This window comes from Fibrella rubiginis (assembly GCF_017353185.1).
GTDB lineage: Bacteria > Bacteroidota > Bacteroidia > Cytophagales > Spirosomataceae > Fibrella > Fibrella rubiginis.
This window is the reverse complement of record NZ_JAFMYV010000002.1, coordinates 312437-336271: the sequence shown is the minus strand read 5'-3', so window position 1 is coordinate 336271 and position 23835 is coordinate 312437. Positions and strand designations below refer to the sequence as shown.

23 protein-coding genes are annotated in these 23835 nt (G+C 57.9%); 14 read left to right on the top strand and 9 right to left on the bottom strand.

Annotated elements, in window-relative coordinates; all coding sequences use genetic code 11:
* Window positions 1–3: 3 nt before the first annotated feature.
* A complete protein-coding gene (locus tag J2I47_RS04905) occupies window positions 4–459 on the bottom strand; it encodes a nuclear transport factor 2 family protein (protein ID WP_207363441.1) in 456 nt (151 codons plus the stop codon).
* A gap of 42 nt (window positions 460–501) precedes the next feature.
* Window positions 502–951 carry a nuclear transport factor 2 family protein gene (locus tag J2I47_RS04900; protein WP_207363440.1) on the bottom strand — a complete coding sequence of 150 codons (450 nt, stop codon included), beginning with the start codon at window positions 949–951 and terminating at the stop codon, window positions 502–504.
* A gap of 588 nt (window positions 952–1539) precedes the next feature.
* Here J2I47_RS04900 and J2I47_RS04895 point away from each other — a divergent pair.
* Window positions 1540–1713 (top strand): cupin domain-containing protein, encoded by a 174-nt coding sequence (locus tag J2I47_RS04895; RefSeq protein WP_207363439.1) that lies wholly within the window; start codon window positions 1540–1542, stop codon window positions 1711–1713.
* Between the two features lie 145 nt (window positions 1714–1858).
* Here J2I47_RS04895 and J2I47_RS04890 read toward each other — a convergent pair whose 3' ends face one another.
* Together J2I47_RS04890 and J2I47_RS04885 are read right to left on the bottom strand one after the other, a co-directional pair.
* The gene (locus J2I47_RS04890; RefSeq protein ID WP_207363438.1) at window positions 1859–2323 is read right to left on the bottom strand and encodes an SRPBCC family protein; all 465 of its coding nucleotides are present in this window, start codon (window positions 2321–2323) and stop codon (window positions 1859–1861) included.
* 53 nt (window positions 2324–2376) lie between these two features.
* A complete protein-coding gene (locus J2I47_RS04885; protein WP_207363437.1) occupies window positions 2377–3270 on the bottom strand; it encodes a porin family protein in 894 nt (297 codons plus the stop codon).
* 343 nt (window positions 3271–3613) lie between these two features.
* Here J2I47_RS04885 and J2I47_RS04880 point away from each other — a divergent pair, with 343 nt between their 5' ends.
* A complete protein-coding gene (locus J2I47_RS04880; RefSeq protein WP_207363436.1) occupies window positions 3614–4924 on the top strand; it encodes a glycosyltransferase in 1311 nt (436 codons plus the stop codon).
* A 39-nt stretch (window positions 4925–4963) separates the two neighbouring features.
* On the opposite strand, the gene J2I47_RS04875 is transcribed toward J2I47_RS04880, so the two are convergent.
* Together J2I47_RS04875 and J2I47_RS04870 are read right to left on the bottom strand one after the other, a co-directional pair.
* Window positions 4964–5731 carry a LytR/AlgR family response regulator transcription factor gene (locus J2I47_RS04875; RefSeq protein ID WP_207363435.1) on the bottom strand — a complete coding sequence of 256 codons (768 nt, stop codon included), beginning with the start codon at window positions 5729–5731 and terminating at the stop codon, window positions 4964–4966.
* A 12-nt stretch (window positions 5732–5743) separates the two neighbouring features.
* Complete coding sequence (locus J2I47_RS04870; RefSeq protein ID WP_207363434.1) at window positions 5744–6901, bottom strand: sensor histidine kinase; 1158 nt, start codon at window positions 6899–6901, stop codon at window positions 5744–5746.
* A 64-nt stretch (window positions 6902–6965) separates the two neighbouring features.
* On the opposite strand from J2I47_RS04870, the gene J2I47_RS04865 reads away from it, so the two are divergent.
* The 6 genes from J2I47_RS04865 to J2I47_RS04840 all read left to right on the top strand — a co-directional run bounded on the left by J2I47_RS04865 (window position 6966) and on the right by J2I47_RS04840 (window position 16031).
* Window positions 6966–7169 (top strand): hypothetical protein, encoded by a 204-nt coding sequence (locus tag J2I47_RS04865; RefSeq protein ID WP_207363433.1) that lies wholly within the window; start codon window positions 6966–6968, stop codon window positions 7167–7169.
* Entirely contained in the window at window positions 7153–7497 is a 345-nt protein-coding gene (locus J2I47_RS04860; RefSeq protein WP_207363432.1) for a hypothetical protein, read from the top strand. The genes J2I47_RS04865 and J2I47_RS04860 overlap by 17 nt, the downstream gene beginning before the upstream one ends.
* A gap of 213 nt (window positions 7498–7710) precedes the next feature.
* Window positions 7711–8763 (top strand): efflux RND transporter periplasmic adaptor subunit, encoded by a 1053-nt coding sequence (locus tag J2I47_RS04855; protein WP_207363431.1) that lies wholly within the window; start codon window positions 7711–7713, stop codon window positions 8761–8763.
* Between the two features lie 126 nt (window positions 8764–8889).
* Window positions 8890–13440: an efflux RND transporter permease subunit gene (locus tag J2I47_RS04850; protein WP_207363430.1), complete on the top strand. Its 4551-nt coding sequence runs from the start codon at window positions 8890–8892 to the stop codon at window positions 13438–13440.
* 62 nt (window positions 13441–13502) lie between these two features.
* Window positions 13503–14822: a S41 family peptidase gene (locus tag J2I47_RS04845; protein WP_207363429.1), complete on the top strand. Its 1320-nt coding sequence runs from the start codon at window positions 13503–13505 to the stop codon at window positions 14820–14822.
* A gap of 228 nt (window positions 14823–15050) precedes the next feature.
* On the top strand, window positions 15051–16031 hold the full coding sequence (locus J2I47_RS04840; RefSeq protein WP_207363428.1) for a c-type cytochrome: 981 nt from the start codon (window positions 15051–15053) through the stop codon (window positions 16029–16031).
* Between the two features lie 22 nt (window positions 16032–16053).
* On the opposite strand, the gene J2I47_RS04835 is transcribed toward J2I47_RS04840, so the two are convergent.
* On the bottom strand, window positions 16054–17082 hold the full coding sequence (locus J2I47_RS04835; protein WP_207363427.1) for a sensor histidine kinase: 1029 nt from the start codon (window positions 17080–17082) through the stop codon (window positions 16054–16056).
* 96 nt (window positions 17083–17178) lie between these two features.
* Here J2I47_RS04835 and J2I47_RS04830 point away from each other — a divergent pair, with 96 nt between their 5' ends.
* From J2I47_RS04830 to J2I47_RS04815, 4 genes are all read left to right on the top strand, one after another.
* Window positions 17179–17316 (top strand): hypothetical protein, encoded by a 138-nt coding sequence (locus J2I47_RS04830; protein WP_207363426.1) that lies wholly within the window; start codon window positions 17179–17181, stop codon window positions 17314–17316.
* Between the two features lie 18 nt (window positions 17317–17334).
* On the top strand, window positions 17335–19098 hold the full coding sequence (locus tag J2I47_RS04825; protein WP_207363425.1) for a hypothetical protein: 1764 nt from the start codon (window positions 17335–17337) through the stop codon (window positions 19096–19098).
* 109 nt (window positions 19099–19207) lie between these two features.
* Window positions 19208–19834 (top strand): HAD hydrolase-like protein, encoded by a 627-nt coding sequence (locus tag J2I47_RS04820; protein ID WP_207363424.1) that lies wholly within the window; start codon window positions 19208–19210, stop codon window positions 19832–19834.
* A 112-nt stretch (window positions 19835–19946) separates the two neighbouring features.
* Complete coding sequence (locus tag J2I47_RS04815) at window positions 19947–20495, top strand: DUF7010 family protein (RefSeq protein WP_207363423.1); 549 nt, start codon at window positions 19947–19949, stop codon at window positions 20493–20495.
* Between the two features lie 162 nt (window positions 20496–20657).
* Here J2I47_RS04815 and J2I47_RS04810 read toward each other — a convergent pair whose 3' ends face one another.
* Both J2I47_RS04810 and J2I47_RS04805 read right to left on the bottom strand, forming a co-directional pair.
* Window positions 20658–21146 carry a cupin domain-containing protein gene (locus J2I47_RS04810; RefSeq protein WP_207363422.1) on the bottom strand — a complete coding sequence of 163 codons (489 nt, stop codon included), beginning with the start codon at window positions 21144–21146 and terminating at the stop codon, window positions 20658–20660.
* Window positions 21147–21344: 198 nt separating this feature from the next.
* Window positions 21345–22373 (bottom strand): sensor histidine kinase, encoded by a 1029-nt coding sequence (locus J2I47_RS04805; RefSeq protein WP_207363421.1) that lies wholly within the window; start codon window positions 22371–22373, stop codon window positions 21345–21347.
* 202 nt (window positions 22374–22575) lie between these two features.
* On the opposite strand from J2I47_RS04805, the gene J2I47_RS04800 reads away from it, so the two are divergent.
* Both J2I47_RS04800 and J2I47_RS04795 read left to right on the top strand, forming a co-directional pair.
* The gene (locus J2I47_RS04800; protein ID WP_207363420.1) at window positions 22576–23136 is read left to right on the top strand and encodes a cupin domain-containing protein; all 561 of its coding nucleotides are present in this window, start codon (window positions 22576–22578) and stop codon (window positions 23134–23136) included.
* A 162-nt stretch (window positions 23137–23298) separates the two neighbouring features.
* Window positions 23299–23835, top strand: a complete 537-nt coding sequence (locus tag J2I47_RS04795) for a hypothetical protein (RefSeq protein WP_207363419.1) — start codon at window positions 23299–23301, stop codon at window positions 23833–23835.

The window sequence follows — 23835 nt, the reverse complement described above, 5'->3', positions numbered from 1 at the left end:
TCACTATTTAGCAGCCGTCAGTTTAACGGGCCGCATCAGCTTTGAAAACGAGAGTGATCCCATGGTCCATTTGCCGTTTTGGTTGACATACACCTCCGTGACCATAAACGGATTGACCACCTCGTTGCCACCCACGACGGCCACCAGGTCAATGTCGCTCAGCAAAATAGCCGTGTTGCCAATACTATTCACCGTAGTCGAATACACCTCCGCTTTTTTGTACCAGATGCCCCCGCCTTTGATGACGTTCAGTTCCTGTTGTTTACCCCACGACCCACCCATGTGGACAAACATGGATTTGTCGTCGAAGAGTGTGGCAAGCTTATCTACGTTCTTGTCGGCCATCCACTGCCACTTATCCTTTGAGAGGTTGATAACGGCTTGCTCTGCTGTTGATTGAGCCAATGCCGATCCTGCGCTGATGAGCGCGAAGCCCAAGCTAATAATGAATGTTTTCATGCTGATTTTTAAGGTTTTACGGTTGAATGTACCCGTTTTTGATTAATGTTCAATTTTATGCGTGTCGCGTACGCTGCTAAACGTGAGGGCCAGTATTTTCCAGTCGCCCTTTTGTTTGGTATAGACTTCGGTGACGGTGAATTCCGTCACGGCATCAGCACCGCGAACCACGGCCGTCAACGTGATACGACTCCAGATAATGGCCGTTTTGTCGGCAATCTCTACGGCCACATCATGTACATCGGCTTTCTTGTACCAGATGCGTCCGGTCTTGATGATGTCGAGTTCTTCGGCCTTTTTCCAGGTGCCACTCATATGGACAAACTTGGCTTTGTCGTGGAAGAGCGGCGTCAGTTTATCCACGTTTTTGTCGGCCATCCACTGCCATTTCTCTTTAGAGAGATTGATGATCTCCTGCTCTGCTGTTGATTGAGCGAGTGCCGATACGGTGCTAATGAGCCCGAAGCTCAAGCCGAAAATGATTGCTTTCATAGTGATTAAGACTGGTTTACAATTGGTTTTTGGCGTTATTATTTCTTGCCGGCGTATTCGTCGTCGGTAACCCGTTTGAACCAGATGGTTCGCTCTTTCTGGGTGGGTGTGGTTTCAATCTGATTGACCGCCGTCGATAGCCGGTCGCGATGGCATCCAGCACGCTGCGTTCACATTCAGCTGCGTCGGGTATCTGGAATACACCAAATCCCGGGATGGGCATTACTGCCCCATTGTTTAATGTTACTGTTTGCACGAGTGTACTAAATTTATGTGACAAAGGTCTGCCTGTTTTCTGGCCGGATGGGTATACGGATTACGGACATAGTAACCATTATTACTGAGCTTCGGCGTGGCCATTACCAAGTGCTGCAACAGTACCGTGGGGCAGGTCGTGAAAGTGTCGCGCAGTAAGAACGGGGGTGTCAACATCGATTAGGTGTGGGCCGTGATGGACTGTGGCTGGTACGTGAATCCCGATACCATCAACGCCCAGCTGGAAGGTTCGATTGTGATGGCACGGTGCGGCCACCACCCACGAAATTACCTTCAAAGACGGCAAGACGGTTCAAGGGCCAGCCCATTCAGGTGCTGCACAAGGGCGAAGCCATAAACATTGCCCCCAACGTAGTGCACTGGCATGGTGCCAGCCACGACAGCCGCTTTACCCATATCGCCATTAACCCCAACGTGAGCCAGGGCGGGGCAGTAATCTGGGGGCAACCCGTAACAGACGATGAGTACAACGCATCCCGATCATAACCTGGCGGGCATATGATAGCACTCAACTAGTCATCTCTGCCCGCTGGACGTAGATTTCTTTTCACCCTAAAACCCCACCAGTTAACTCTTTCTGAGCAACTGATGGGGGTTTTTGTTGTTCCAGCTTACGCCGGTTGGTGTGGAGTCAGGCCGCAACGGTGGCCAGGGCGGCGCGGGGGCGGGCGGTGACGACTCGTTTCAGCGTCAGCAGGTCGCGCTGAATTTGCTGACTGAAGAGCTCATGCGTGAGGGCGGGCAGTAGTTTATAGAGACCCGTGGGCTCAATGGTCAGTTCGTAGGTGAAGCGGGTCTGGCCCGGACCTACGGCCTCGAATACCCGCTGCCCCTGCATGCTCATGGCCGTATTCACGGTGCGGAAAGCCAGGCGGTGGTTAGGCTCTACGGCCTCAACGACGGCCGTCAGTGTAAAATAGCTCCCCTGGTAATTCATGGCTTCCTGGAAGGTCATACCCACATAGGGCAATCCCGGTGTGTGCTGCTTGCGCGAAAGATTCATTCGCCAGAGCAGGTCATTGTCGAGGCTTCCGGCCAGTGCATAGACGTCGGCAACAGGCCGGTCTATGAGTTCGGTGACTTGAATAGTGATCATGCTACATTTGGTTTAAGCATATGGTTGGTGTTTTGACTCGGGGGGTGGGGCGGTTATCGGCCGCCCAGTGGCAGCAGGTAGGCTACTGACAGTTTCGCATTCTGCAGGCTGGTGTTGCCGTCGCTCGTTTTCAGGTAAGTACCGCGCGCCTCAAGCTGGAAGCTGCCCGATCCGGCTTTCATCGCCACGCCCAGCCCCAGCGACCCACCGTAGTTGATGCGGCCATCGTTGGGGCCAATGGGTATGTCTGCCTGGCTGGTTTCGCCCCCTTCTTTTACGGTGATCGTGCCGTTGAGCAAATACGTTGCCGTTGGCCCAGCATTGACAAAAAAGCGCATAGTCGACTGGCCGAAGGTGTATTTCAGCATGACCGGCACCTCCACCAAATTATACTTGACCCGGGCATAGTCCGTCCCCGCCGTTACGTTGAACCCGTATTGCGAGTAAAGCACTTCGGGCTGGATCGTAAAGGCACGACGGCCGAAGCTCAGCACCAGGCCCGCATGGAAACCCGTAACTGGCTCGATGCTCGTGCCGCTCCCAAAGGCGTCGGCCGACGCACCCGACACAGTGGCGCCGCTCCCACCGGCCCGGAAGCCAACGCGGAAACCGCTTTCCCGGGTGCGTTCCGGGCTGATTTTCACTTGCGCAACAGGAGCCGGTTTAGTCGCTTTCGCTGTTGACGTAGCGGGCGGGGTAGCCGGGGCCGACACGACGGCGGCTTCTGGCCGGGTGGTTATTGCCGGGGCAGTGGTGGGTGCGCTGGCGGCAATGGGTTCGGCAGCCGGGGCCTTGGCAACCGTCGATGCATGGGCCGGACGGGTGGTGGGCCGGGTGGCAGTGGAGCGAACCGACGATGTGGTTGGTTTACGGGCCGCAGGCTTGTGCTGAGCCGATAAACCAAGTGGCGCAACGGCCAGAGCGAGAAGTAAAATTGCGTTGTTCATGATAAGCGAAAGGTTTCGATTTGTTGTCATTGTTCGTGTTGAACACCACAAAATTGATAACCCCCGCCCCTACTACAGCTGGCCTTCTGCGTGAACTGTATAATTCGCAGGCCGAACCGGCGGAACCGTATGGTGAAGAGGGGAAGCAGGTCAGAGAAGGTGGCTTACCCCTGCCGACGAGGGTGATCCGGGCATCCTGCTAGAAGGGTGTTTCGCCGGGTGTCGTTTCAGACCGGGTAATGAACAGCCTCATCGTCTGCTTCTTCCGGTTCAGGTAGTTGGGCATTGGGTACCGGTTGGCCACGCGTCATTTTTGGCCGCACAAACAACAGGTAAACAACACATGAACTCCCAACGCATTCTCTTTGCCACCATGCCCATGGATGGCCATTTCAGCCCGCTTACGGGCCTTGCCGTTCACCTGCACCAGCTTGGGCACGACGTCCGCTGGTATGTTGGCGGCGACTATGGTGAACGGGTTAAAGATCTTGGTCTGCACCACTACCCCTTTGTGCGGGCCAAAACCGTCAACCAGGAAAACCTCGACAGCGTGTTTCCCGACCGTAGCCGCCTGAAAAACACCATCGCCCGGCTCCGCTTCGACATCAACGAGGTCTTTCTGCTTCGCGCCCCGGAGTTTGTCGACGACCTGAAAGCTATTCATGCCGACTGGCCCTTCGACCTTATCATCCACGACGTGGCCTTCATTGGCGGGTCCTTTATCCAGCAGTTGCTGTCCGTGAAATCGGTGGCCGTGGGTGTGATCCCGCTGGCCGAATCCGACGAGTGGGTAGGGCCGTCGGGGATGGGCATGCCACCCAGGGCGGGGTTTATTGGCCGCCAGTATCAGCGTTTTTTGCGCTATATGGTGCAGCACGTTTTATTCAAACCCTGCAACGACCTGCACAATCAACTCCGCGCCGGGCAGGGCCTGCCCCCTGTGTCAGACTTCATGTTCGATTACCTGGTGCGCTCGGCCGACTTGTACCTGCAAAGTGGTGTGCCAGGGTTCGAGTACCCACGCCGCCGTATTAGTCCTACTGTCCGGTTTGTGGGGCCACTGTTGCCCTTCAGCAGCGGCAAACGGCGCTCATTCGACCAGGCGGGCAAGGTCCTTTCCTATACCAAAGTGGTGCTGGTGACGCAGGGCACGGTTGAGCGTGACGTCGAGAAACTGCTGGTGCCCACACTGGAGGCGTTTCAGGACGACCCCACCACGCTGGTTATTGCCACCACGGGCGGGGCGCAAACAGAGGAACTACGCGACCGGTTTCCGCACGATAACTTCATCATCGACGACTTTATTCCGTTCAACGCCGTGATGCCCTACGCCGACGTGTACGTGACCAATGGTGGCTATGGGGGCGTGATGCTGGCTCTGCAAAACAACCTGCCCATAATGGTAGCGGGCGTTCACGAGGGTAAAAACGAGATTGCCGCCCGCATTGGCTACTGCCAGGTAGGGATTAACCTAAAGACCGAAACGCCCAAACCCGCCCAGATTCGCCAGGCCGTGGGCACACTGCTCACCGACCCCGGCTACCGGCAGAACGTCCGCCGGTTGGGGCGCGAACTGAGCCAGTACAATGCCAACAAACTGGCCGAACAGCATATCCATGACCTGCTGGAAAAGCAGGCCCTGGTTGCCGTGTAGGTACCGGCGATAAGTTTACCGATTATCCCGTTGAACACGCTACTGGTAATCCAACCGATCTGGACTTTTTTCCAGCGCCCGCCCAATGTCCTTCTGGTACAGCCGGCCGATGGGTAGTTCCTGCCCGGCAACCTCCACGTGGGTGGGGGTGTAGGCTGTAATCTTGCCGATGGCCACAATAAAGGAGCGGTGAATACGCGCAAAGGCACTATCGGGCAACATGGTCTCCAGTGAACTGATGCTTTGTTTCACCAGCAGCGGTCTGGCCGTTGTGGTCACGATTCTAACGTAATCCTTCAGGCTTTCTACGTAACAGATGTCGTGGGTAAAGACCTTGACCATTTTGCGGTCGGCCCGGAAGTAGAGAAACGAATTGACCGGTGTTAGTGCCGATGAGGCATCCGCCAACGTACCGGGTAAAGAAGCTGTGGGATTGGTTGCCAATGGCAGCGGCTCGGCTTTCATCACTTTAGACACGGCCCGCAAAAAACGCTCGAACGAGATAGGCTTCAGCAGGTAATCGACCACGTCCAGTTCATACCCGTCCAGTGCATAGTCGCGGTAGGCGGTGGTGAAGATGACTTTGGGCGGCTGACGCAGGCTACGCAGAAAGTCGGTGCCCAGCAGTTTAGGCATTTTGATGTCCAGAAACATCAGGTCGACGGGGGTTTCCTGCAGGCGGCTAAAGGCCTGCACGGCGTTGGTGCAGGTGCCCACCACCGTCAACCCATCGATCAGGTCGATATACGATTCGATAACGTCCAGCGCGGGTGGTTCGTCATCAACAAGCAGGCAGTTGATCGTCATGGCAGCAGGGGGTTAGTGGGCTTCCTGAAGTTGAGGGGTCGATACGGCGGCGCCCGTCAGCGGCGACAGGGCCAGCGTCAGCACAACCATAAACGTTTCGTCTTCGGCGGTGATGTGCAGGCTGTAGCGGTCGGCGTAGATCAGTTGCAGGCGTTTCTTTACGTTTTCCAGCCCGATACCACCCACGTAGTCGGCCTCATGCTCGGTTGTTTCGCGACTGTTGATCAGCTTGAATTTCAACGTTTCCTCCTGCACTGTCAGATCGACATGCATCCAGGCTTGCTCCAGTTGTTCGCTTGTGCCGTGTTTAAAGGCATTTTCCAGAAACGGAATCAGCAAAAGTGGCGCAATGGTCTGCTGCGGGTAGTTGCTCGAAATGGTCACCGACATATCGAGCCGGTCGCCATAACGGAGTTGCTCCAGGCCGATGTAGTTGCGCATGAACTGAATCTCCTTGTCGAGGGGCACCTCGGCGGCGTTGCAGTCGTAAAGCATGTAGCTCAGCAGTTCCGACAGTTTCAGCACCACCGCCGGTGACTGCTCCGACTGACGTAGCGTGAGCGCGTAAAGGTTGTTGAGCGTATTAAACAAAAAGTGCGGATGAATCTGTGCTTTAAGGAGTTGCAGTTCGGCCTTGAGCTTCTCGCGCCCGATTTGCTGGTAGGCCTGCTGCTTCAGGTACCAGTCTTTGGCCAGTTTGATGGAGGCCGCAAACCCGCCTACGGTGATGCCGCCGCGCATACCGGCGATGATGGCAAAGGAAAACGAACTGACCACTTTCGGGCCACCTGTCTGCAATCGTAACGGGTTGACGAGATATTCAGCGAGCATGGCCGACGTCAACGACGTGAGGAGGCCCAGCACCAGGATGTTCACCAGCAACCAGCCGTACCGCCCCGGATACAGGTAGCGCGGGATGAGCCAGTAGATAAGCCCGTAGGTCATCAGCATATGGGTAGGCATGAACAACACCGATTCGATGGACGAGATGGTGAAACCGCGCGGAAAAGCAGTCGACCAGACCACGCCCCGTTGCATCAGGTACGCTGCGGGCAGGAACCCATAGATGATCGTGAAAAAAAGTGCCCAGGTGAGCCAGAACAACCCATGCCGCGCCAGCCAGTGGCGCCGTTGATTTGAAAACACAAATTCGGTAGACCAAAGAGACATAAGGCGTTGGGTTTCTTACCCGAAGATAGCCAAACGCAGCACGTCGCCTTACGAACAGGGCTATTTGTCGACCAACGGTAACGGACCGTCGCCGAACAGCCCCGCCGGGCCACAAACGGCGCTGATCGTCAGCCCATTGCCGTGTGGCAACGGCAAGTCAGCACCGGGCGATTTTGCCAGCGGACCGTGGCCGATGTGGGTACGTTTGATCCGGTTGTCAACACCGACAGTCCGCCAACCAGATAAACACCATGAACATATCCGTTAACGTCCGCTCAGCCTTCGTGGCTCTTTTGCTTGTTGCTTCACTTGCCGGACAGGCGCAACCCCGAAAAGCAAAAGCGCCCATCGTGTCGCGCGAAGGGTCCTGGGTAATCGAAATGCCCGCCAGGGGCCGTCAGTGCGTGGTTCGGTTTTACACGGATCAGTCTCAGCTCATCTACGAAGAACGCCTGACCCGCCGCCTGAACATTAACCGGGCGAAAACAAAACGAAACCTGAATGCGGTGCTGGAAAAGACCCTGTTGGCCTGGAACAAAACGCACCAGTTCCCGGCAGACCGCCAGTTGGTAGCGGGCCAATTCGACAGAAAATAACAGGTCCACACGCCTTCCCACAAAGCCGCTTCATCAGCGGCTTTTTTCGTTTCAGCCCGGCTTTACCCGTTTTCGTTAAGCTTACCGTAGTGCCCGGTGCGTAGCCTGTCAACCTTTACATCGCTTTTCGAAGCCAACCTCTTTTTTCATCGGCCACCTGCCGACCTGCCCATTGCTGACGGGCCGACGATGACCACATCTGGACAACTACACATGAAAAAGTTAGTCACTATCCTTGGTATCCTGACCTGTATGGGCGGCACCACCGCCCTGCTGATGAGCAACAAACAGAAGCAGGCCGGACAAATTCGGGATGCGCAGAAAGCGCTCATTACCACCGTATCTACGGCCCCCGTCACCCGGCAATCCTTTTCAGAAGCGGCGCAGTATGTGGGCAAGACCGAGTGCTGGCGCGAGGTCACCATGAACGCCACCACGCAGGGCACCATCCGCACCCTTACCGCCCACCTCGACGGGCCTGTGCGCGAAGGGCAGCCCGTGCTGACGGTGGATACCGAACTGACCACCATTGCCATTGCCCAGGCCGAAGCACAACGACACAAAGCCCAAACCGACCTCGCCCGCTACGAAACGCTGCAGCGCGAAAACAACGTACCCCTCACCGACGTAGAGAACGCCCGCCTGCAGGTGCGTACTCTGGAGACCCAACTGCTCACGCTCCGCAAGCAGCTCCGCGATGCGGTCGTGAAGGCACCCATCAGTGGCATCGTGACCACCAAACTGGTGGAGCCGGGCATGTTTATTGCCCCCGGCGCGCCGCTGCTGACCATCACCGACGTGTCGGCGGTGAAACTGGTGGTGGGTGTTCCCGAAGCCGAAGTAGACCAGCTCCGGCCCGGTCGGCACGTGGCGGTGCAGTTCGATATGTACCCCGGCCAGTCTATGATGGGCACGGTGCAGCAGGTACGGCTGAAGGGCGGCGATACGGGCAAGTTTCCGGTCGAAATCCGGGTGGCCAATTCGCACAGCGCTCCGCTCCGGGTGGGCATGACGGCGGGGGTTTCGGTGCCCAACGCCAGCCGCGCCAGTGGCCTGACGATCCCCCGCGCGGCCCTTGTCACCACCAGTGCCACGCCCGCCGTCTACGTGGTGCAGGGCAGGCAGCTCAGCCTCCGCCCCATCCAGCCCGGCCCCACCTTCGGCACGACGCTACTGGTTAACAAGGGTTTACAGCCTGGCGAACAAGTGGTCGTCAGCGGCACAGAAGGATTAAAAGAAGGACAAACTGTAGTGGTAAGTGAGTGAATGGTGAGCGGGTGAAAGCGCGAAAGGCTTACGCCAGCGTAAACCCTCGCTGCACCGGTCAGCCCTTTCTCCATTCGCTCTATTACCATTCACTCTTTCGCCATTCACTCTTTCGCTCGTTCACTCATGAAACTCACTCTCCTCTCCATCACCCGCCCTATTTTGGTGATTGTCCTGTTTGTGGTACTGGGCATTCTGGGGCTGTATTCGTACACGCAGATGCGGTACGAACTCCTGCCAAACATGTCGATTCCGTTCATTATCGTCACCACGCCCTATCCGGGGGCGTCGCCGGCGGAGGTCGAAACGGGGCTGACCAAGCCCATCGAAGATGCCGTTTCGTCGGCCGACCGGATCAAGCGCGTCACCTCGCTGTCCCTCGAAAACGTCTCGGTCGTCATGGTCGAATTCAAGCACGATGTGGACGTTGACAAAGCGCAGCAGGATGTGCAGCGCAAAGTCAACACCGTGACGGGTACGTTGCCGACGGGGGCTAAAACGCCCACGCTCGACCGGTTTTCGCTCACCGAGCGGCCCGTGGTGCAACTGGCGGCCAACAGCAAGCTCTCTGATCTGGAACTGGGTACGTTGCTGAAAACGCAGATCAAACCGCGGCTGTCGCAGGTGGCGGGCGTGGGTCAGGTGCAGTTTGTGGGCCTGCCCGAAGCCGAGGTGAGCATCGCCCTCGATGCCGCCCGGCTCCGCGCCCTGAACCTCTCTACGTTGCAGGTGGTCGGGGCCATTCGCGCCGCCAACCTCAACGTGCCGTCGGGTAACGTACGCGATGCCGACGCGGCCTATTCGGTGCGCGTGGTTGGCAAAACCGATGCCCTCGATCACCTCCGCGACATTGTGGTGTACCGCAGCCCGGCGGGTCAAAAGGTGCTCCTGGGCGACGTAGCGGCCATTTCGCTCACACCCAAAGAACTCGAAAACCGGAGCCGCTACATGGTGGCGTCTGACACGGCCCAACCCGAGGGCCACGCAGCCGTGGGTATTCTGGTGAAAAAACAGGCGGGTGCCAACAACGTGGAAGTGAGCGCCGCCGTGCGCAGGACGTTGACCCAACTCGAAAAAGACTATGCCTCGGCGGGCCTGCATTTCACCGTGGCGCAGGACGGGTCGGAGTTTACGCTGGCGGCAGCAACGGCCGTTAACCACGACCTGATGCTGGCCATTGGGCTGGTGGCGCTGGTAATGTTCGTGTTTTTGCACAGCCTGCGGTCGTCGCTGATCGTGATGGTGGCTATTCCCGCCTCGCTGCTGTCGACGTTTATTTTCATGAACCTGCTGGGCTTCTCGCTTAACCTGCTCACGCTGCTGGCCCTGTCGCTGGTAATCGGCATCCTGGTCGACGACTCCATTGTGGTGCTGGAAAGCATTTATCAGCGCATGGAAAAAGACGGCGTGTCGTCGGACGACGACCGGAAGGCGGCGGCCCTGAACGGGCGGGGCGACATTGGCTTTGCGGCCATTGCCATCACCCTTGTCGACGTGGTGGTGTTTGTGCCGCTGTCGTTTTCGCCGGGGCTGGTGGGCGATCTGGTACGCGAGTTTTCGCTCGTGGTGGTCATCTCCACGCTCTTCAGCCTGCTGGTATCATTCACGCTCACGCCCATGATTGCCTCGCGCTTCGGCAAGGTCGAACACCTCACCCGCGACACCCTCATGGGCCGGTTTGGCCTGGGTTTCGAGCGGCAGTTTGCCCGGCTGTCGGCGGCCTACATGCGGCTGCTCCGGCGGACACTGCATTACCGAAAAACCACCGTTTTGATCACGTTGGGGCTGTTTCTGACGGCCCTGATGCTCCCCGGCGCGGGTTTTATCGGGGGTGAGTTCATGGCCCCCGCCGACAAAGGTGAGATCAACGTGGTGCTGCAATTTCCGGAGGGCTACAAGCTTGAGCAGACCGACGCAATGGCGAAACAGTTCGAACAAAAGCTCTACCGCCTGCCCGACGTTCGGCGCGTGTTTACCAACGTGGGGGCCAATCCCGAGGGCTGGTCGAGCCTGCCCACCAGCAAGAACGCCGTTGAGTTTGCGGTGGCGTTTTCACCCCGCAACGAGCGCGACAAAGACTTGAACACCCTCACGCGGGAGGTGAAAGAACTGGCCGTTCAGGTGCCCGGTGCGCGGGTGCGGGCCTACCCGCTGGGGCTGCTGGGCAGCGATGGGGCCGCCCCGATTCTACTGATGGTGAGCGGCACCAACCGGGATGTGCTGCGCCGCGAGACCACCCGCCTCACCGAGGCCATCCGGCAGATTCCCGGCACCGCCGACGTGCGGTTTTCGGGCAATGTGCGCAAGCCGGAACTGGCCATTACCGTCGATCAGGAGAAGCTGGCGCGCTACGGCCTCACCACCGAAGCCGTGGGCATGGCCATCCGCACGGCGCTGGCGGGCTTCGACGACCTTACCATGCAGCAAGACAACCAGACCGTGACCATGCGGGTGCGGTTTGCCGAGGCCTTCCGCAACCGGACCGAGCAGATCGGCCAGCTCACCCTGACCAATGCCTACGGACAGCCCGTTGAGCTGCGGCAGGTGGCCACCGTCCGCGAAACGTTTGACCCGGCCATTCTGGAACGTAAAGACCGCGACAATTCCATGACGATTACGTCACAGGCCGTAGGCCGCCCCTCGGGCGACATTGGCGGCGACATACAGAAGGCCGTGGCCGACCTGAAGCTCGATCCGTCGGTGCAGATCACCTACGGCGGCGACCTCGAAATGCAGGACGATTCGTTCGGCAAACTCGGGCTGATGTTCCTGGCGGCCATCGTGTTTATGTACCTCGTGATGGTGGCGCTCTACAACTCGTGGGCCTACCCGTTTGTGGTGCTGTTTTCCATTCCCGTAGCCTTGTTTGGTGCCCTGTTTGCCCTGGCGCTGAGCATGAATTCGCTCAATGTGTTCACCATCCTGGGCCTGATCATGATGCTCGGGCTGGTGGCTAAAAACGCCATTCTGCTGGTGGAGCGGACCAACGAAAACCGCGAACGGGGCCTCACCGTAGTAGACGCCCTGCTTGAGGCGGGCCACGTCCGTCTGCGCCCTATCCTGATGACCACCCTGGCGATGGTGATCGGGATGCTGCCCATTGCGCTGGCGACCGGCCCCGGTGCCGAGCAAAAAACGGGCCTCGCCTGGGCGCTCATCGGGGGCCTTAGTAGCTCTATGTTCCTCACGCTCATCTTCGTGCCGGTGGTGTATTACTACGTGGCAAGACTGATTGAAGGGAGGAAAGGAGGAGGAAGGAAGGAAGAACAGGGCGCTCCGCTAGCTGAAAAAAGACGACTCATACAGGCCGAGTTGGCGGTGGTCGCCTTGTTACTGCTAGCCGGAAACACCCTGGCACAACCCGTTCCTCCGTCCTCCATTTCTCCCTCCTCCGTTCCTTTTCCTCTCTCCCTGCGCCAGGCCGCCAACCTGGTTCGGCAGCAGAACGGCGAGGTGCGGGTAGCCCGGCTGGGTGCGCAGAAAGCCGACGCGCTGATTGACGAAACCCGCCGACTAGGCCTGCCCACGGTAAACGGAACGGTGCAGTATCAGCGCAACATCAGCGCGCCGGTGTTTTTCTTCCCCGCCTTCTCGATCACCCCCGACGGCGGCTTTTCGCTCGACAATACCCGCATGACCCCCGTTACAGCGGCCCTTCAAAACCAGTATAATGCGGGCCTGACCGTGGGCATGCCGCTGGTGCAGCCCAGCCTCCGGGTGGCCCGTCGGCAGGCGACGGTGGGGCAACAGGTGGCCCTTGAGCAGGAACGTGCCGTCACAAACCGGCAGCTAGCCGACGTTAAAAAACTGTATCTCAATACCTTGCTGGCGAAAGAGCAACGGGTGCTTATAGCCCAAAGCATTGGTCGTGCCGAGCAGGCCCTGCGCGAAGTGCGGAACCTCTACCGGGCACAGCTGGTCACCGATGCCGACACGCTGCGGGCTTTTGTGGAGGTCGAAAACCTGCGCCCTACCCTATCCAAACTCGACCGGTCGGTGCGGCTGCTGAAGGGTCAACTGCTGGTGCTGACGGGCCTCCCCGCCGACACCGACCTGATGCTGACCGACTCGCTGACCTACCCGGATGCGGCCATTGTGGCCGAAGAAGCCAGCATCGAAGGGGCGTATACTCAGCGGCCTGAACTCCGTCAGCTGGCGTTGGGGGTTGCGGCCAGTGAGTTGCAGGAGCAGTTGGAGCAGGTACGTCGTCGGCCCACGCTGAATGCGTTTGGGCAGGTGGGTACGTTGTCGCAAACGGGCAGTTTCCGGTTTTCCGACAGTCGCTGGCCGGTGGTAAGCTTCGTCGGGTTGCAACTGAACGTACCCATTGTCAACGCCGCCACCGCACCCAAAATCCAACAGGCACGGCTGGCGCAACAGCAGGCGCAGGAGCAGCTGCGCTACACCCGAACGGCCATTGCCAACGAGGTGCGTTCGTGCCTGTATGCCCTCGACGAAGCCCGCGACCGTATCCGGGCGCAGGCGGGGGTGGTCCGGGCGGCAGAGCGGAGCTACACCCGCACCGAAAGCCGCTACCGGCAGGGCCTTACCAAACTCGGCGACCTCACCGATGCCGAGCTGGCGCTACGGCAGGCACAAACCAACCGTCTGCAGGCCATCTACGATTACCAGGTAGCGCAGGTGGAACTGGAGCGGGCCAAAGGCGAGGTGGAGTGATGGCCACAAACTGACCGTTACCGCCGCCAATCTGATTCAAACAAAACAACGAACGACAGCCCATGAACAAGCTATTTTTTCTGGTCAGTGTGCTGCTACCCGCCCTGCCCGTATCGGCTCAGACACTCACGCCAACCGACCGGCAACAGACTATCGAGGCAACGCTAACCCTCCTCGACAGGGAGTATGTGTTTCCTGAGGTGGTAGGCAACATCCGTCAATACATCCACAGTCGGCTGCGTACCGGCTACGATACCATCACGAACGGCCAACAGCTGGCGGGCCAGCTCACGCGCGACTTACAGACAATAAGTCATGATAAACACCTGCGTGTCAGCTACTTCGACAGAGGGGTACCTGCCGAAGAACTTTGGAACAAGAACCCCAGCCCAGCTCAGCAGGCCAGGCAACGGACGTTTCTGCGCCAATGGATGCTGCGTGAAAACTTCGGCATTCTAAACCTGTCTGTGCTGAAGGGCAACCTGGGCTACATCAGTTTCAAGGTGCTGGCACCACCCGAATTCGCTGGGCCGTCCTACATGGCAGCCATGAATTACCTGGCGCAAACCGATGCGCTCATCATTGACCTTCGGCAGTGCAATGGTGCGCTTTCAGAACATGCAATTCCGCTACTGTGCAGCTATTTTTTCGCCCAGCCTACGCACCTGAACGACCTCTATTGGCGGGACGGAAACAAGACGATTCAGTCATGGACCTACGCACAGGTGCAGGGACAGCATTACGGCAACAAACCGATCTACGTGCTGACCAGTTCAGCTACTTTTTCGGGGGCCGAAGAACTGGCCTACGACCTGAAAAACCTGAAACGGGCTACCCTTGTGGGTGATACCACCGGCGGTGGAGCCAACGGCGGTGGCACGCTGCCGATCAATGCGCATTTTGCTGCATTCGTACCTGCGGGACGGGCCATTAACCCCATCACAAAAACCAACTGGGAAAACATAGGCGTCGCCCCAGATACACTCGTAGCGGCTAGTCGGGCGCTGTACGTGGCGCAACGAATGGCACTACGCAACAAACTGACTGACAAGAGCTTAGATACCAACGAGCGTGACCACCTGACCAGGCTTGTGGCTGAACTGGACCGTAATGCTCCCCATTTTGTCAAGCACACCTTTACCCTGGGTGGCCATGCCAGGGCTACATCGGTGCAGGTAGCAGGTTCATTCAACGGCTGGTCAACCAGGGCTACCCGCCTGTTTCGCCGGGGCAACGAGTGGATTGGTGAAGCCGAAGTAGAACCCGGCAAAGTGACTTACAAATTCATTGTAGACGGCCAGTGGATCATTGATCCTGCTAACCCCCATACCGAAGGAGAAGGGCAGTTTACTAACTCTGTGCTGGCTATAGCCGAACGCTGATTGCAGGCATGCGTATGCTTTGGGGCATCGTCCTCACCCTGGCCTGTGTGCGGGTGTTATACCCTGAATACACTCCCTTCAGCCCAAACAAAAAGCCGTTTCACAGGCGGCTTTTTCCGTTTCAGCCGGCCTGGTCTTGAGTGGTGACAGGCCGGCGGGCAACTTTGTCACGGTCAGCCTATTCAGACCACACCAACCTCTTTTTTCTCTTCTAACCAATTCACAGTCATGAAAAAAGTCATCAAAATCCTTGGCCTCGTGCTGGGTGGCGTAGTGCTGCTGCTGGCCGGTTTCTGCGGATACGTTGCCGCCGTGGGCGTACCTACCTACGATCCGCCCAGCGTTCCGAAAATCAATGTTGCTGTCACGCCTGAACGAGTAGCGCGCGGCGAGGTCATCGCCCAGATTCAATGCATGGCCTGCCATGCCGACAAAGATAACCGCCTCACAGGCAAGCACATGGACGATGTGCCCCCCATGTTTGGCACTATCTACACCAAAAATATTACGCAGGACAAAGAAAAAGGCATCGGTAACTGGACCGACGGCGAACTGCTCTACTTCCTGCGCACGGGTATCCGCAAAGATGGTTCTTATGCCTTCGTCATGCCGCAGTACCCCAACCTGGCCGACGAAGACCTGATGGCCGTAGTAGCGTGGCTGAAGTCGGACCGGTTTCCGGTGCAGGCATCCAAACGAGAGCCGCAATCGTCGGAGTTGAGCTTCGTGTCGACACTACTCACCCACACCATGATTAAGCCGCTGCCTTACCCGCCCTCATTCATTGCCAAGCCCGACACCAACGATCTGGTAGCCCTGGGTAAATACACCGCCGACGCCTTCGGCGACTGCTATGCCTGCCACTCCGGCGACCTGATTAAGCAGGACAAGGTGCAGACCGAAAAAACCGAAGGCTACTACGGCGGAGGGATTGAGTTGGTGGGTGAAAAGGGGCAAAAAATCATCACGCCCAACCTGACCTTCGACGAGCAGACGGGCATTGCCAGAAGATACACCAAAGCGCAATTTATCCAGGCCGTGAAAGGCGGTGTGCGGCCCGATGGCAGCATCCTGCGCTACCCGATGGCCCCCAAAATGGCCTTGTCGGATCGGGAGGTGGGTGCCATTTATGAATACCTGAAAACGGTGCCCAAGATCAACAACGACATTGCCAAAAAAACCGCCGAATTGCAGTTGGCGCAGAAGTAGGCAGATCGTTAAGGAACAAGGTCTACACCAGGGGCAGCACCACGCGAAACTCGCGCCCGTCGTCTTCGATGAGTGGCGCGGGCTGGCCCAGCATCTGATACTTGCTCAGAATGTTGCTCAGACCCACCCCGTTGCTCAGCCCCCGGCTGGGCTTGCGCTGCACATTGTTGCTCACAATCAACCGGTTGCCCCCATCCGTCGTCAGGTCGATGGTCAGCGGCTGCTCGGGCAGCAGCACGTTGTGCTTCACGGCGTTCTCGATCAGCAGTTGCAGCGTCAGCGGGGGCAGCTGCCGTTCCTCCAGGCCGGGCAGAATGCGCCGCACCAACGTGAGCGCCTCGCCGTGGCGGGTCTTGAGCAGGTGGTAGTAGGAGTCGATGAAGGCCAGTTCGGCCCCCAGCGTCACCAGGGGGGTCTCGTTGGCCCGCAGCAGGTAGCGGTAGACCGAGCCCAGCTCGTCGGCGTAGGCGCCGGCCTGCCTGGGGTCTTCTTCGATGAGGGCACTCAGCGAGTTGAGGCTGTTGAAGAGAAAGTGGGGGTTGACCTGCTGGCGCAGGGCGTCGAGCTGGGCCTGGAGCTGGGCTTTGCTGAGCGTTTCTACCTCCCGCGTCGACTGCTGCCAGTAGGCGAACGTGTCCATGCTTTCGTAGGTCATCACCACCACCAACACAACAACGAGGGTGTAGAGTACGGCTACTCCCAACCGGACGATGCTCAGCTCAAAACCGGGTAGCTCGATGGCCCAGAATACGCCATACAGTAGTGTAGCGTTGATGCTCGACGACGTACCCGTGAAGCTAAACCGAATAAGTGCGCGCTGGACATACCGTTTTTGGTCAGTAAACCGCCGGTTTATGTAGATCGCTATCTGGTTGTTGATGAGCCAGTTGCCAAACGACTCTGCGAAGGTGATACCCGTTGCCAGGCCGAACGTTGTCCAGTTGTGCCAGTAGGCATCGCCGATCATGATCCAGTCGAGCAAACCAATGTACACGGGCAACACAATCAGCTGCAACAGCCAGTCGTAGCGTGAATAATTCAGCGACTTCATGAGGAGGGTTCGGGAGCAACAAGTACGTAGTCAAAACTAAAGAATTCTATATAATCAGTCCACAATAATGGGCAAGCAGGTAACTATTGATATTGAATGGTAGCGCTGCCCAACTTCGCTATAGCCACGTCAACCGATGTTTCACAGGCAGCTTTTGTCGGTCCACCCGGTTTATCGCTGGAGCTATACTTTGCCTCGCTCACCTTTGACCCGTCGCTGCGACTGGAGCGGTGAACAGTAAACAACAACTTCATGAAACCCTTCCGCTACTTCCTGCTCACAGCCCTCACGCTGGCCCTTTTTTCGTGTAAGCACGACATCGACGTGGTCGACCCTGGCCCAAACGGTGGCCCAACGCAGGGCACCGAACAGCCCGTGGGTGAATCGCTGGGTGATCCGGTGACCAAAAAGATTGGCCCTGCCGGGGGCAACCTACAATCGGCAGACGGGGCGCTCACGATCACCGTACCCGCCGGGGCGCTCACGGCCCTCACTGACGTAGGCATTGAACCCATCACGGGCACCTGCCCCGGTGGTATCGGCGACGGCTGGCGGCTCACACCCCACGGCACCACCTTCGCCAAACCCGTGCAACTCACCATCGATTATACCGCCCAGAAAGACAGCGTCTCGCTGCCGCAGACGCTGGGCATGGCCTATCAGGACAGTAAAGGCATCTGGCGGTTTGTGGGCCAAAAAGCAGTCGATGCCAATACCCATAAGCTAACGGTGCAGACTACTCATTTCAGCGATTGGGTTTACCTGCAATGGATGACGCTATCACCCGTTACGGCCCGGGTAGGTGTGAAGCAGCAGGTGAAGCTGGAAGCCCTGGAATATGCGCCGGTGGCCCTGGATGCCGAGGGGTTGGTGATTCCATTTGTACCCGACTACAAAGACGGCTACCCCGTGGGTGATCCCCATCCGCTGCCGACCAAGTACATCAAAAAATGGTCGCTGGCGGGGGCGGGGTCGCTCAACGCGCCGGGCGGGGCGGAGGCCACGTATACGGCGCCGGGGCAAATCCTGAAATCGACTACGGTGGCCGTGAGCCTGGAGCTTAAGGGCTTCAGGGAGCAGGCCATACTGGTGTCGAACATCACCCTGGCGGCGTTTGAGATTGCCTATGTGCAGGTAGCCGAGAAGACCGGTCCCAACAGGCGCGACAGTGAACTGATTATCTACGGAAGCCAGTTTGGGGCGCAGGACAAAGCCAAATCGGGCGTCACCGTCAACGGACAGGCCATTGATCCACAGGATATTGGCCTTTGGGGCGACAACATCATCGTGTGCCGGATTCCGATGATCGGCCCCGGCTCGTCGGGATCGGTACGGGTGAAAACAGCGTCGGGGGCCATCACCGAACCACACCTGCTCAACGAGTGGACCGTGGCCATGCGACTTAAACACGTGTGTGCCCGCCCCATTCAGAGCTTAAACCAAACCAGCACCATCTACCTGCGCATTCGGGGCGACGCCTCGCCCGTTCCGCCCGGCCTGACGCCCATCTATGATGAAGCGTCACGCAACACCGTCGCCATGAAGTCGTATGTGCACTGGACAGCCGACGGCGAAGGGTTTTCAGTCATGAACAATGCCGAATTCTGCGGTACGGAAAAAGAAGTCTGGACCAAAAGCGCGGGCGATATCGACCTGACCTACGGGTCAGACCCCGCCGATAAGCAGTATTTCAACGTCTCGCTCTATCAGTCGCCGGGGAAAGGATTTGCCGTCAGTTTCACTTACGAGGCCAAAGATGCCGTCCCCTCCAGTCACGTGTCGACCAATTGCAACGGCTATACGGTCAATAGCAACCGGCCCCATACGGTTAGCTTTCCGAGTGAGTTTCACGGAGAGCTTTTTCCACTGCCGTTTAGCGGCAACACGCTCAGGGGGGGCAAATCGTCCCTGCGCGAAACGGGCACCTACAGCTACCTGCACTACGATTTCGATAAGTCACATGAGTGGAAAAATGAGCTTCAGGTCTTCTGGGACGCCACGCCCGGCAAGTTCTAAGCAACGCATGCGACACCCTACACGTACCCCGCAACACGGTCTACTCGATGTGGTACGACCCTGACACTGAAACAGCAGCTAACGGGCAGCTACACCCCGCCTTAAGTCAATGACAACACCGTATCAACTCCTCATTTTCGACTTCGACGGTACATTGGCCGACTCCTTCCCGCTGTTTGTGCGGTCGTTCAACGCCGTGGCGGATCGGTATGGCATCAAACCCATGAACCCAGCCGAACTCGATCAGTTGCGAACGTTAGGCTCCCGGCAACTGATGCAGCAACTGCGCATCTCGGCCTGGAAAGTACCGTTGGTTGCCTACTCGGTTCGTCGGCTTATGACGCGGGGCCTGGCTGAGGTCTGTCTGTTTGAGGGCGTACCTGACTTGTTGCGAAGAGCCATTAAAGCGCACAAGCAAGTGGCTATTGTCAGTTCGAACAGCGAGGCCAACGTTCGGCGGGTGCTGGGGCCGGAGTTGGCGGCACTGGTTAGTCAGTATCAGTGTGGCACGGCCCTTTTTGGTAAAGCGCGTGCCTTTCGGCAGGTGATCCAACGGGCGGGGGTCAGTTCGTCAGCGGTGTTGTGCATTGGCGATGAGGTTCGGGATTACGAAGCGGCCCGATCTGAGGGGATAGCCTTTGGGGGCGTCAGCTGGGGTTTCACCCAACCCGATACGCTACGGGCCCTGCCCAATGCCCAGTTTTTCGACGCGATGGCCGACATCGGCTACCGGTAGCCTACCCTAGCGTCAGCAGTTGGCCGTGACGAGCCATTTTAACCCTGCCTACGCCGGTGCTGAAGGGCTGTATAAACTAAAAATCGAACTAGACGAATAAGTCGCCTTACCCATGAATTTCGCCGAACAACTCGATCAGGAACGCCGACGACTGCTGGTTAGCAGTAACGGGGGTATCGCCCTGCCCGCCGCTGGGGCTATCTATTGGCTGGGCCTTGGGGCGGCGGGCGCGTGGCTTAGCCCGGGCCAGTGGATGCTGGTTGCCTTCATTACCAGCGGGCTGATTTTCCCGTTGGGCTTAGCCCTGCAAAAACCCTTACGGTCGAACATCCTGATCCAATCGCCGTTGGCAGGCCTGATCGGACTGGCCCTGGTGAGTATGATGCTGAGTTGGCCGGTCACCATTGCTGCATCTGGTGCCAACAGGGCGTTGGCGCCGCTGGCCCTGGCGGTGGGCATGAGCCTGCACTGGCCGGTAATTGGCTGGCTGTTTGGCAGCCGGGTGTGCCTGGTTCACGCCATTAGCCGCGCCGTACTGACCACGGGTTTGTGGTACGTGTTTCCTCATAACCGATTCACACTGATTCCATTGGCTGTGTCGGCCCTCTATGGTCTGACCATCTGGGGGCTTACACGCGAGGTAACAAGAACCCGGCGTTGATCGCCCTGTACCTGACCCGAAGTCAGCCGTGTTTGCTACGGGGCAACGGTCAGGTACAGGGCGTTTGTCTGCTCACCAACTCAACCCGCTTTCAAACCTTTTGCCCGTAAACAGCAAAGGCAGACCATTTGGTCTGCCTTTGCTGTTTACGGGCGAAGCGCATTACATCCTGATGGCGTATTGCTCGTCGAGTAGTTTAAGCATGGCTTCGATGGCTTCGGCGGGTGGTGGCCCCTGCGGCACGGGTGGGATGGTCAGCGATGTAGCCGGTTCGGCGAGGCCGGGGGTCTGGAAGTAGTTTTCAAACCCGGCCGGGGCGATGGTCATAACGGTTTTCGCAACGGGCGTGAGTACCTCAAACGTATGCTGGATGTTCTTGGGCATACAGACGTAGTCGCCTGGGTTGGCCGTGAAGACGTGCTTGCCGATGGTGAACCGGATTGACCCTTCGAGCAGATAAAACGTTTCGTCTTCGCGGGTATGGGTGTGGGCAGGCGGTTCGCAGCCGGGTTGTACGGTCATGGCCAATTGGGCGTAGCGCCCCCCGGTTTGGCTCCCGTCGATCAGGACGGTGACGAGCGAGCCATGATACCAGAACGATTTGTCGAGCGACGTGGCTGGTTTGGTAACGGGTACTGTTTCCGTGTTCATTGTCTTGTTGTGTTAAGGTTGATAAGATGGCTAACAGCCGGACCTCCCGGCTGACGAAGCAAAGGTGTGACGGCCTGCTTCGGATCGTATCAGCCTAGTTGATGAACCGGAAGTTCTCGCCGTTGAAGCGGTCTGTTTAGTGCCGAACCCAACAACCAATAAACGGCTGTAACCGCTACGTAAACGAGTCGGGTAAGTCTACACCAGGGGCAGCACCACGCGAAACTCGCGCCCGTCGTCTTCGATGAGCGGCGCGGGCTGGCCCAGCATCTGATACTTGCTCAGAATGTTGCTCAGACCCACCCCGTTGCTCAGCCCCCGGCTGGGCTTGCGCTGCACATTGTTGCTCACAATCAACCGGTTGGCCCCATCCGTCGTCAGGTCGATGGTCAGCGGCTGCTCGGGCAGCAGCACGTTGTGCTTCACGGCGTTCTCGATCAGCAGTTGCAGCGTCAGCGGGGGCAGCTGCCGTTCCTCCAGGCCAGGCAGAATGCGCCGCACCAACGTGAGTGCCTCGCCGTGGCGGGTCTTGAGCAGGTGGTAGTAGGAGTCGATGAAGGCCAGTTCGGCCCCCAGCGTCACCAGGGGGGTCTCGTTGGCCCGCAGCAGGTAGCGGTAGACCGAGCCCAGCTCGTCGGCGTAGGCGCCGGCCTGCCTGGGGTCTTCTTCGATGAGGGCACTCAGCGAGTTGAGGCTGTTGAAGAGAAAGTGGGGGTTGACCTGCTGGCGCAGGGCGTCGAGCTGGGCCTGGAGCTGGGCTTTGCTGAGCGTTTCTACCTCCTGCTTCGATTGTTGCCAGTAGTTAAAATTGTGAACACTCTCATACGACATTGTCATGATGGCATCGGTCAGTATGGTGAAGAGTACCCCAAATCCCAGTCGACTTAACTGGGGCACAAAACCGGGCAGGTCGAGCCACTGGTAGATGAAAAAAGCCAGGCCAAACACCAGCGATGAGCCGGTAGCGGTAATCATAAACTGTCTGGCCACCAACTGTATGTGTGAAGTTGACGCCATCATAGACGCACGAATCCGCCGTACAAACGCCCCATTTATCAGGAAGTTACAGACGGCCAACACGATCACCACACCCGTTGCGATCCCGAACGTGCGCCAGTTTTGCCAGAAAGGGCTACCAATCAGGATCCAGTTGAAGACACCGACGTAGAACGGGATGACAATGACTTGCAACAGGGCTAGATAGCGGGCGGGCAGCAGTGGTCTCATGGCTGTAGGGGGCTGGGCTCAATCAAAACTACAAAATCTAGTCATATCGCCTTTGACAGGCCACCGGGTCAACGAATCGCAGTCGTGATATCCGTCGGTTGGGTGGGGCAATCTTCCGTTTCATCCAATTTTGCGTTGATGCCAAAGTAGCCGCGGCTGACCTTTGGCCTGGTTAATCACCTTTCTCAAAACGCCACATATTATGACAGTCACTTATCCCTACAGCATTGATAACGACACGGGCGAGACGCTCACGTTCAAGCAGTTGATTCACGAACCAGACGGCGACAGGCTGCTGGTCGACAACCAGGTAGCACCCGGCAGCGGACCACCCATGCACGTGCACTGGCAGCAGGACGAATCCCTGACGGTAGTCAATGGCCGGATCGGCTATCAGGTGGCCGGGCAGGCCGAACAGTTTGCCGGTGAGGGCGAAACCGTAACCTTCGAACGCGGCGTGGCACATCGGTTCTGGAACGCCGGTACCGATACGCTGACCTGCACCGGCTGGATTAAGCCTGCCAATTCCATTGTCTTTTACCTCTCGGCCGTCTACGCTGCGCAACGCAAATCGGGACAGCTGCAACCTGAACCCTTCGACGCGGCCTATCTGCTTATGCGCTACGCGAGCGAGTACGACATGCTGGCTATACCCCCGTTTGTCCGGAAAGTGATCATCCCCATCACCTACCAGCTTGGGCGACTTCTGGGCAAATACAACCATTTCGCCGATGCGCCAAGTCCACTACCCGCAATCCGTTGATAGTCAAGGCACAACCCGTTTTTCGCAGTAGCAAAAAGCCGCTTCATGAGCGGCTTTTTCCGTTTCAGCTTACTTGCTGTTTCGAGCGTGAGGTGGTCACGCCAATTTTGGCTCCGTAAACAACATCGCGCCCTGGCGCACCACTAAAACTAAGTAAATACCATGAAACCGTTATTCGTTATGCTGCTGGTCGTGGCAGCACTCAGCACAAGTTGTAAGAACAACAGCAGTGATGTACTGCCCGGCGGCAGCGTAGATGCCCAGGCCGTTGGCAAGTGGATGTATGGCTCATTTTCCATGAGCGATTTCTGGTCGTACGACGGCCGGAACCTGGGGAAACCCTTTGAACTGGCGGTGGTCTTCGACTTCAAAGCCAACGGCACCTACGAAAAATATTTTGTGGCCGCCGCCCAGGACTACAGCAGTTGCCGCACCGAGGCCTTCACCTACGAGAAAGGCCGCGTGGATTTCAACGAAGCCGACGGCACCTTCACCACCACGCCCACCGAGGGCAAGTACCGGGGCTATTACTCGTGCATTCCCAGTAAGAACATTAACCGCCCGATGGAAAAATCGGAGTTGAAAGCCCAGACGTACTATTACGAACTAAAAACAGGCAGCAACGGCAAGCCTACTATTGTGGTGCGCTTTAACAGGAACGATACCAACACCAGCACCTTCCTGCCCACGTCGTGGTAA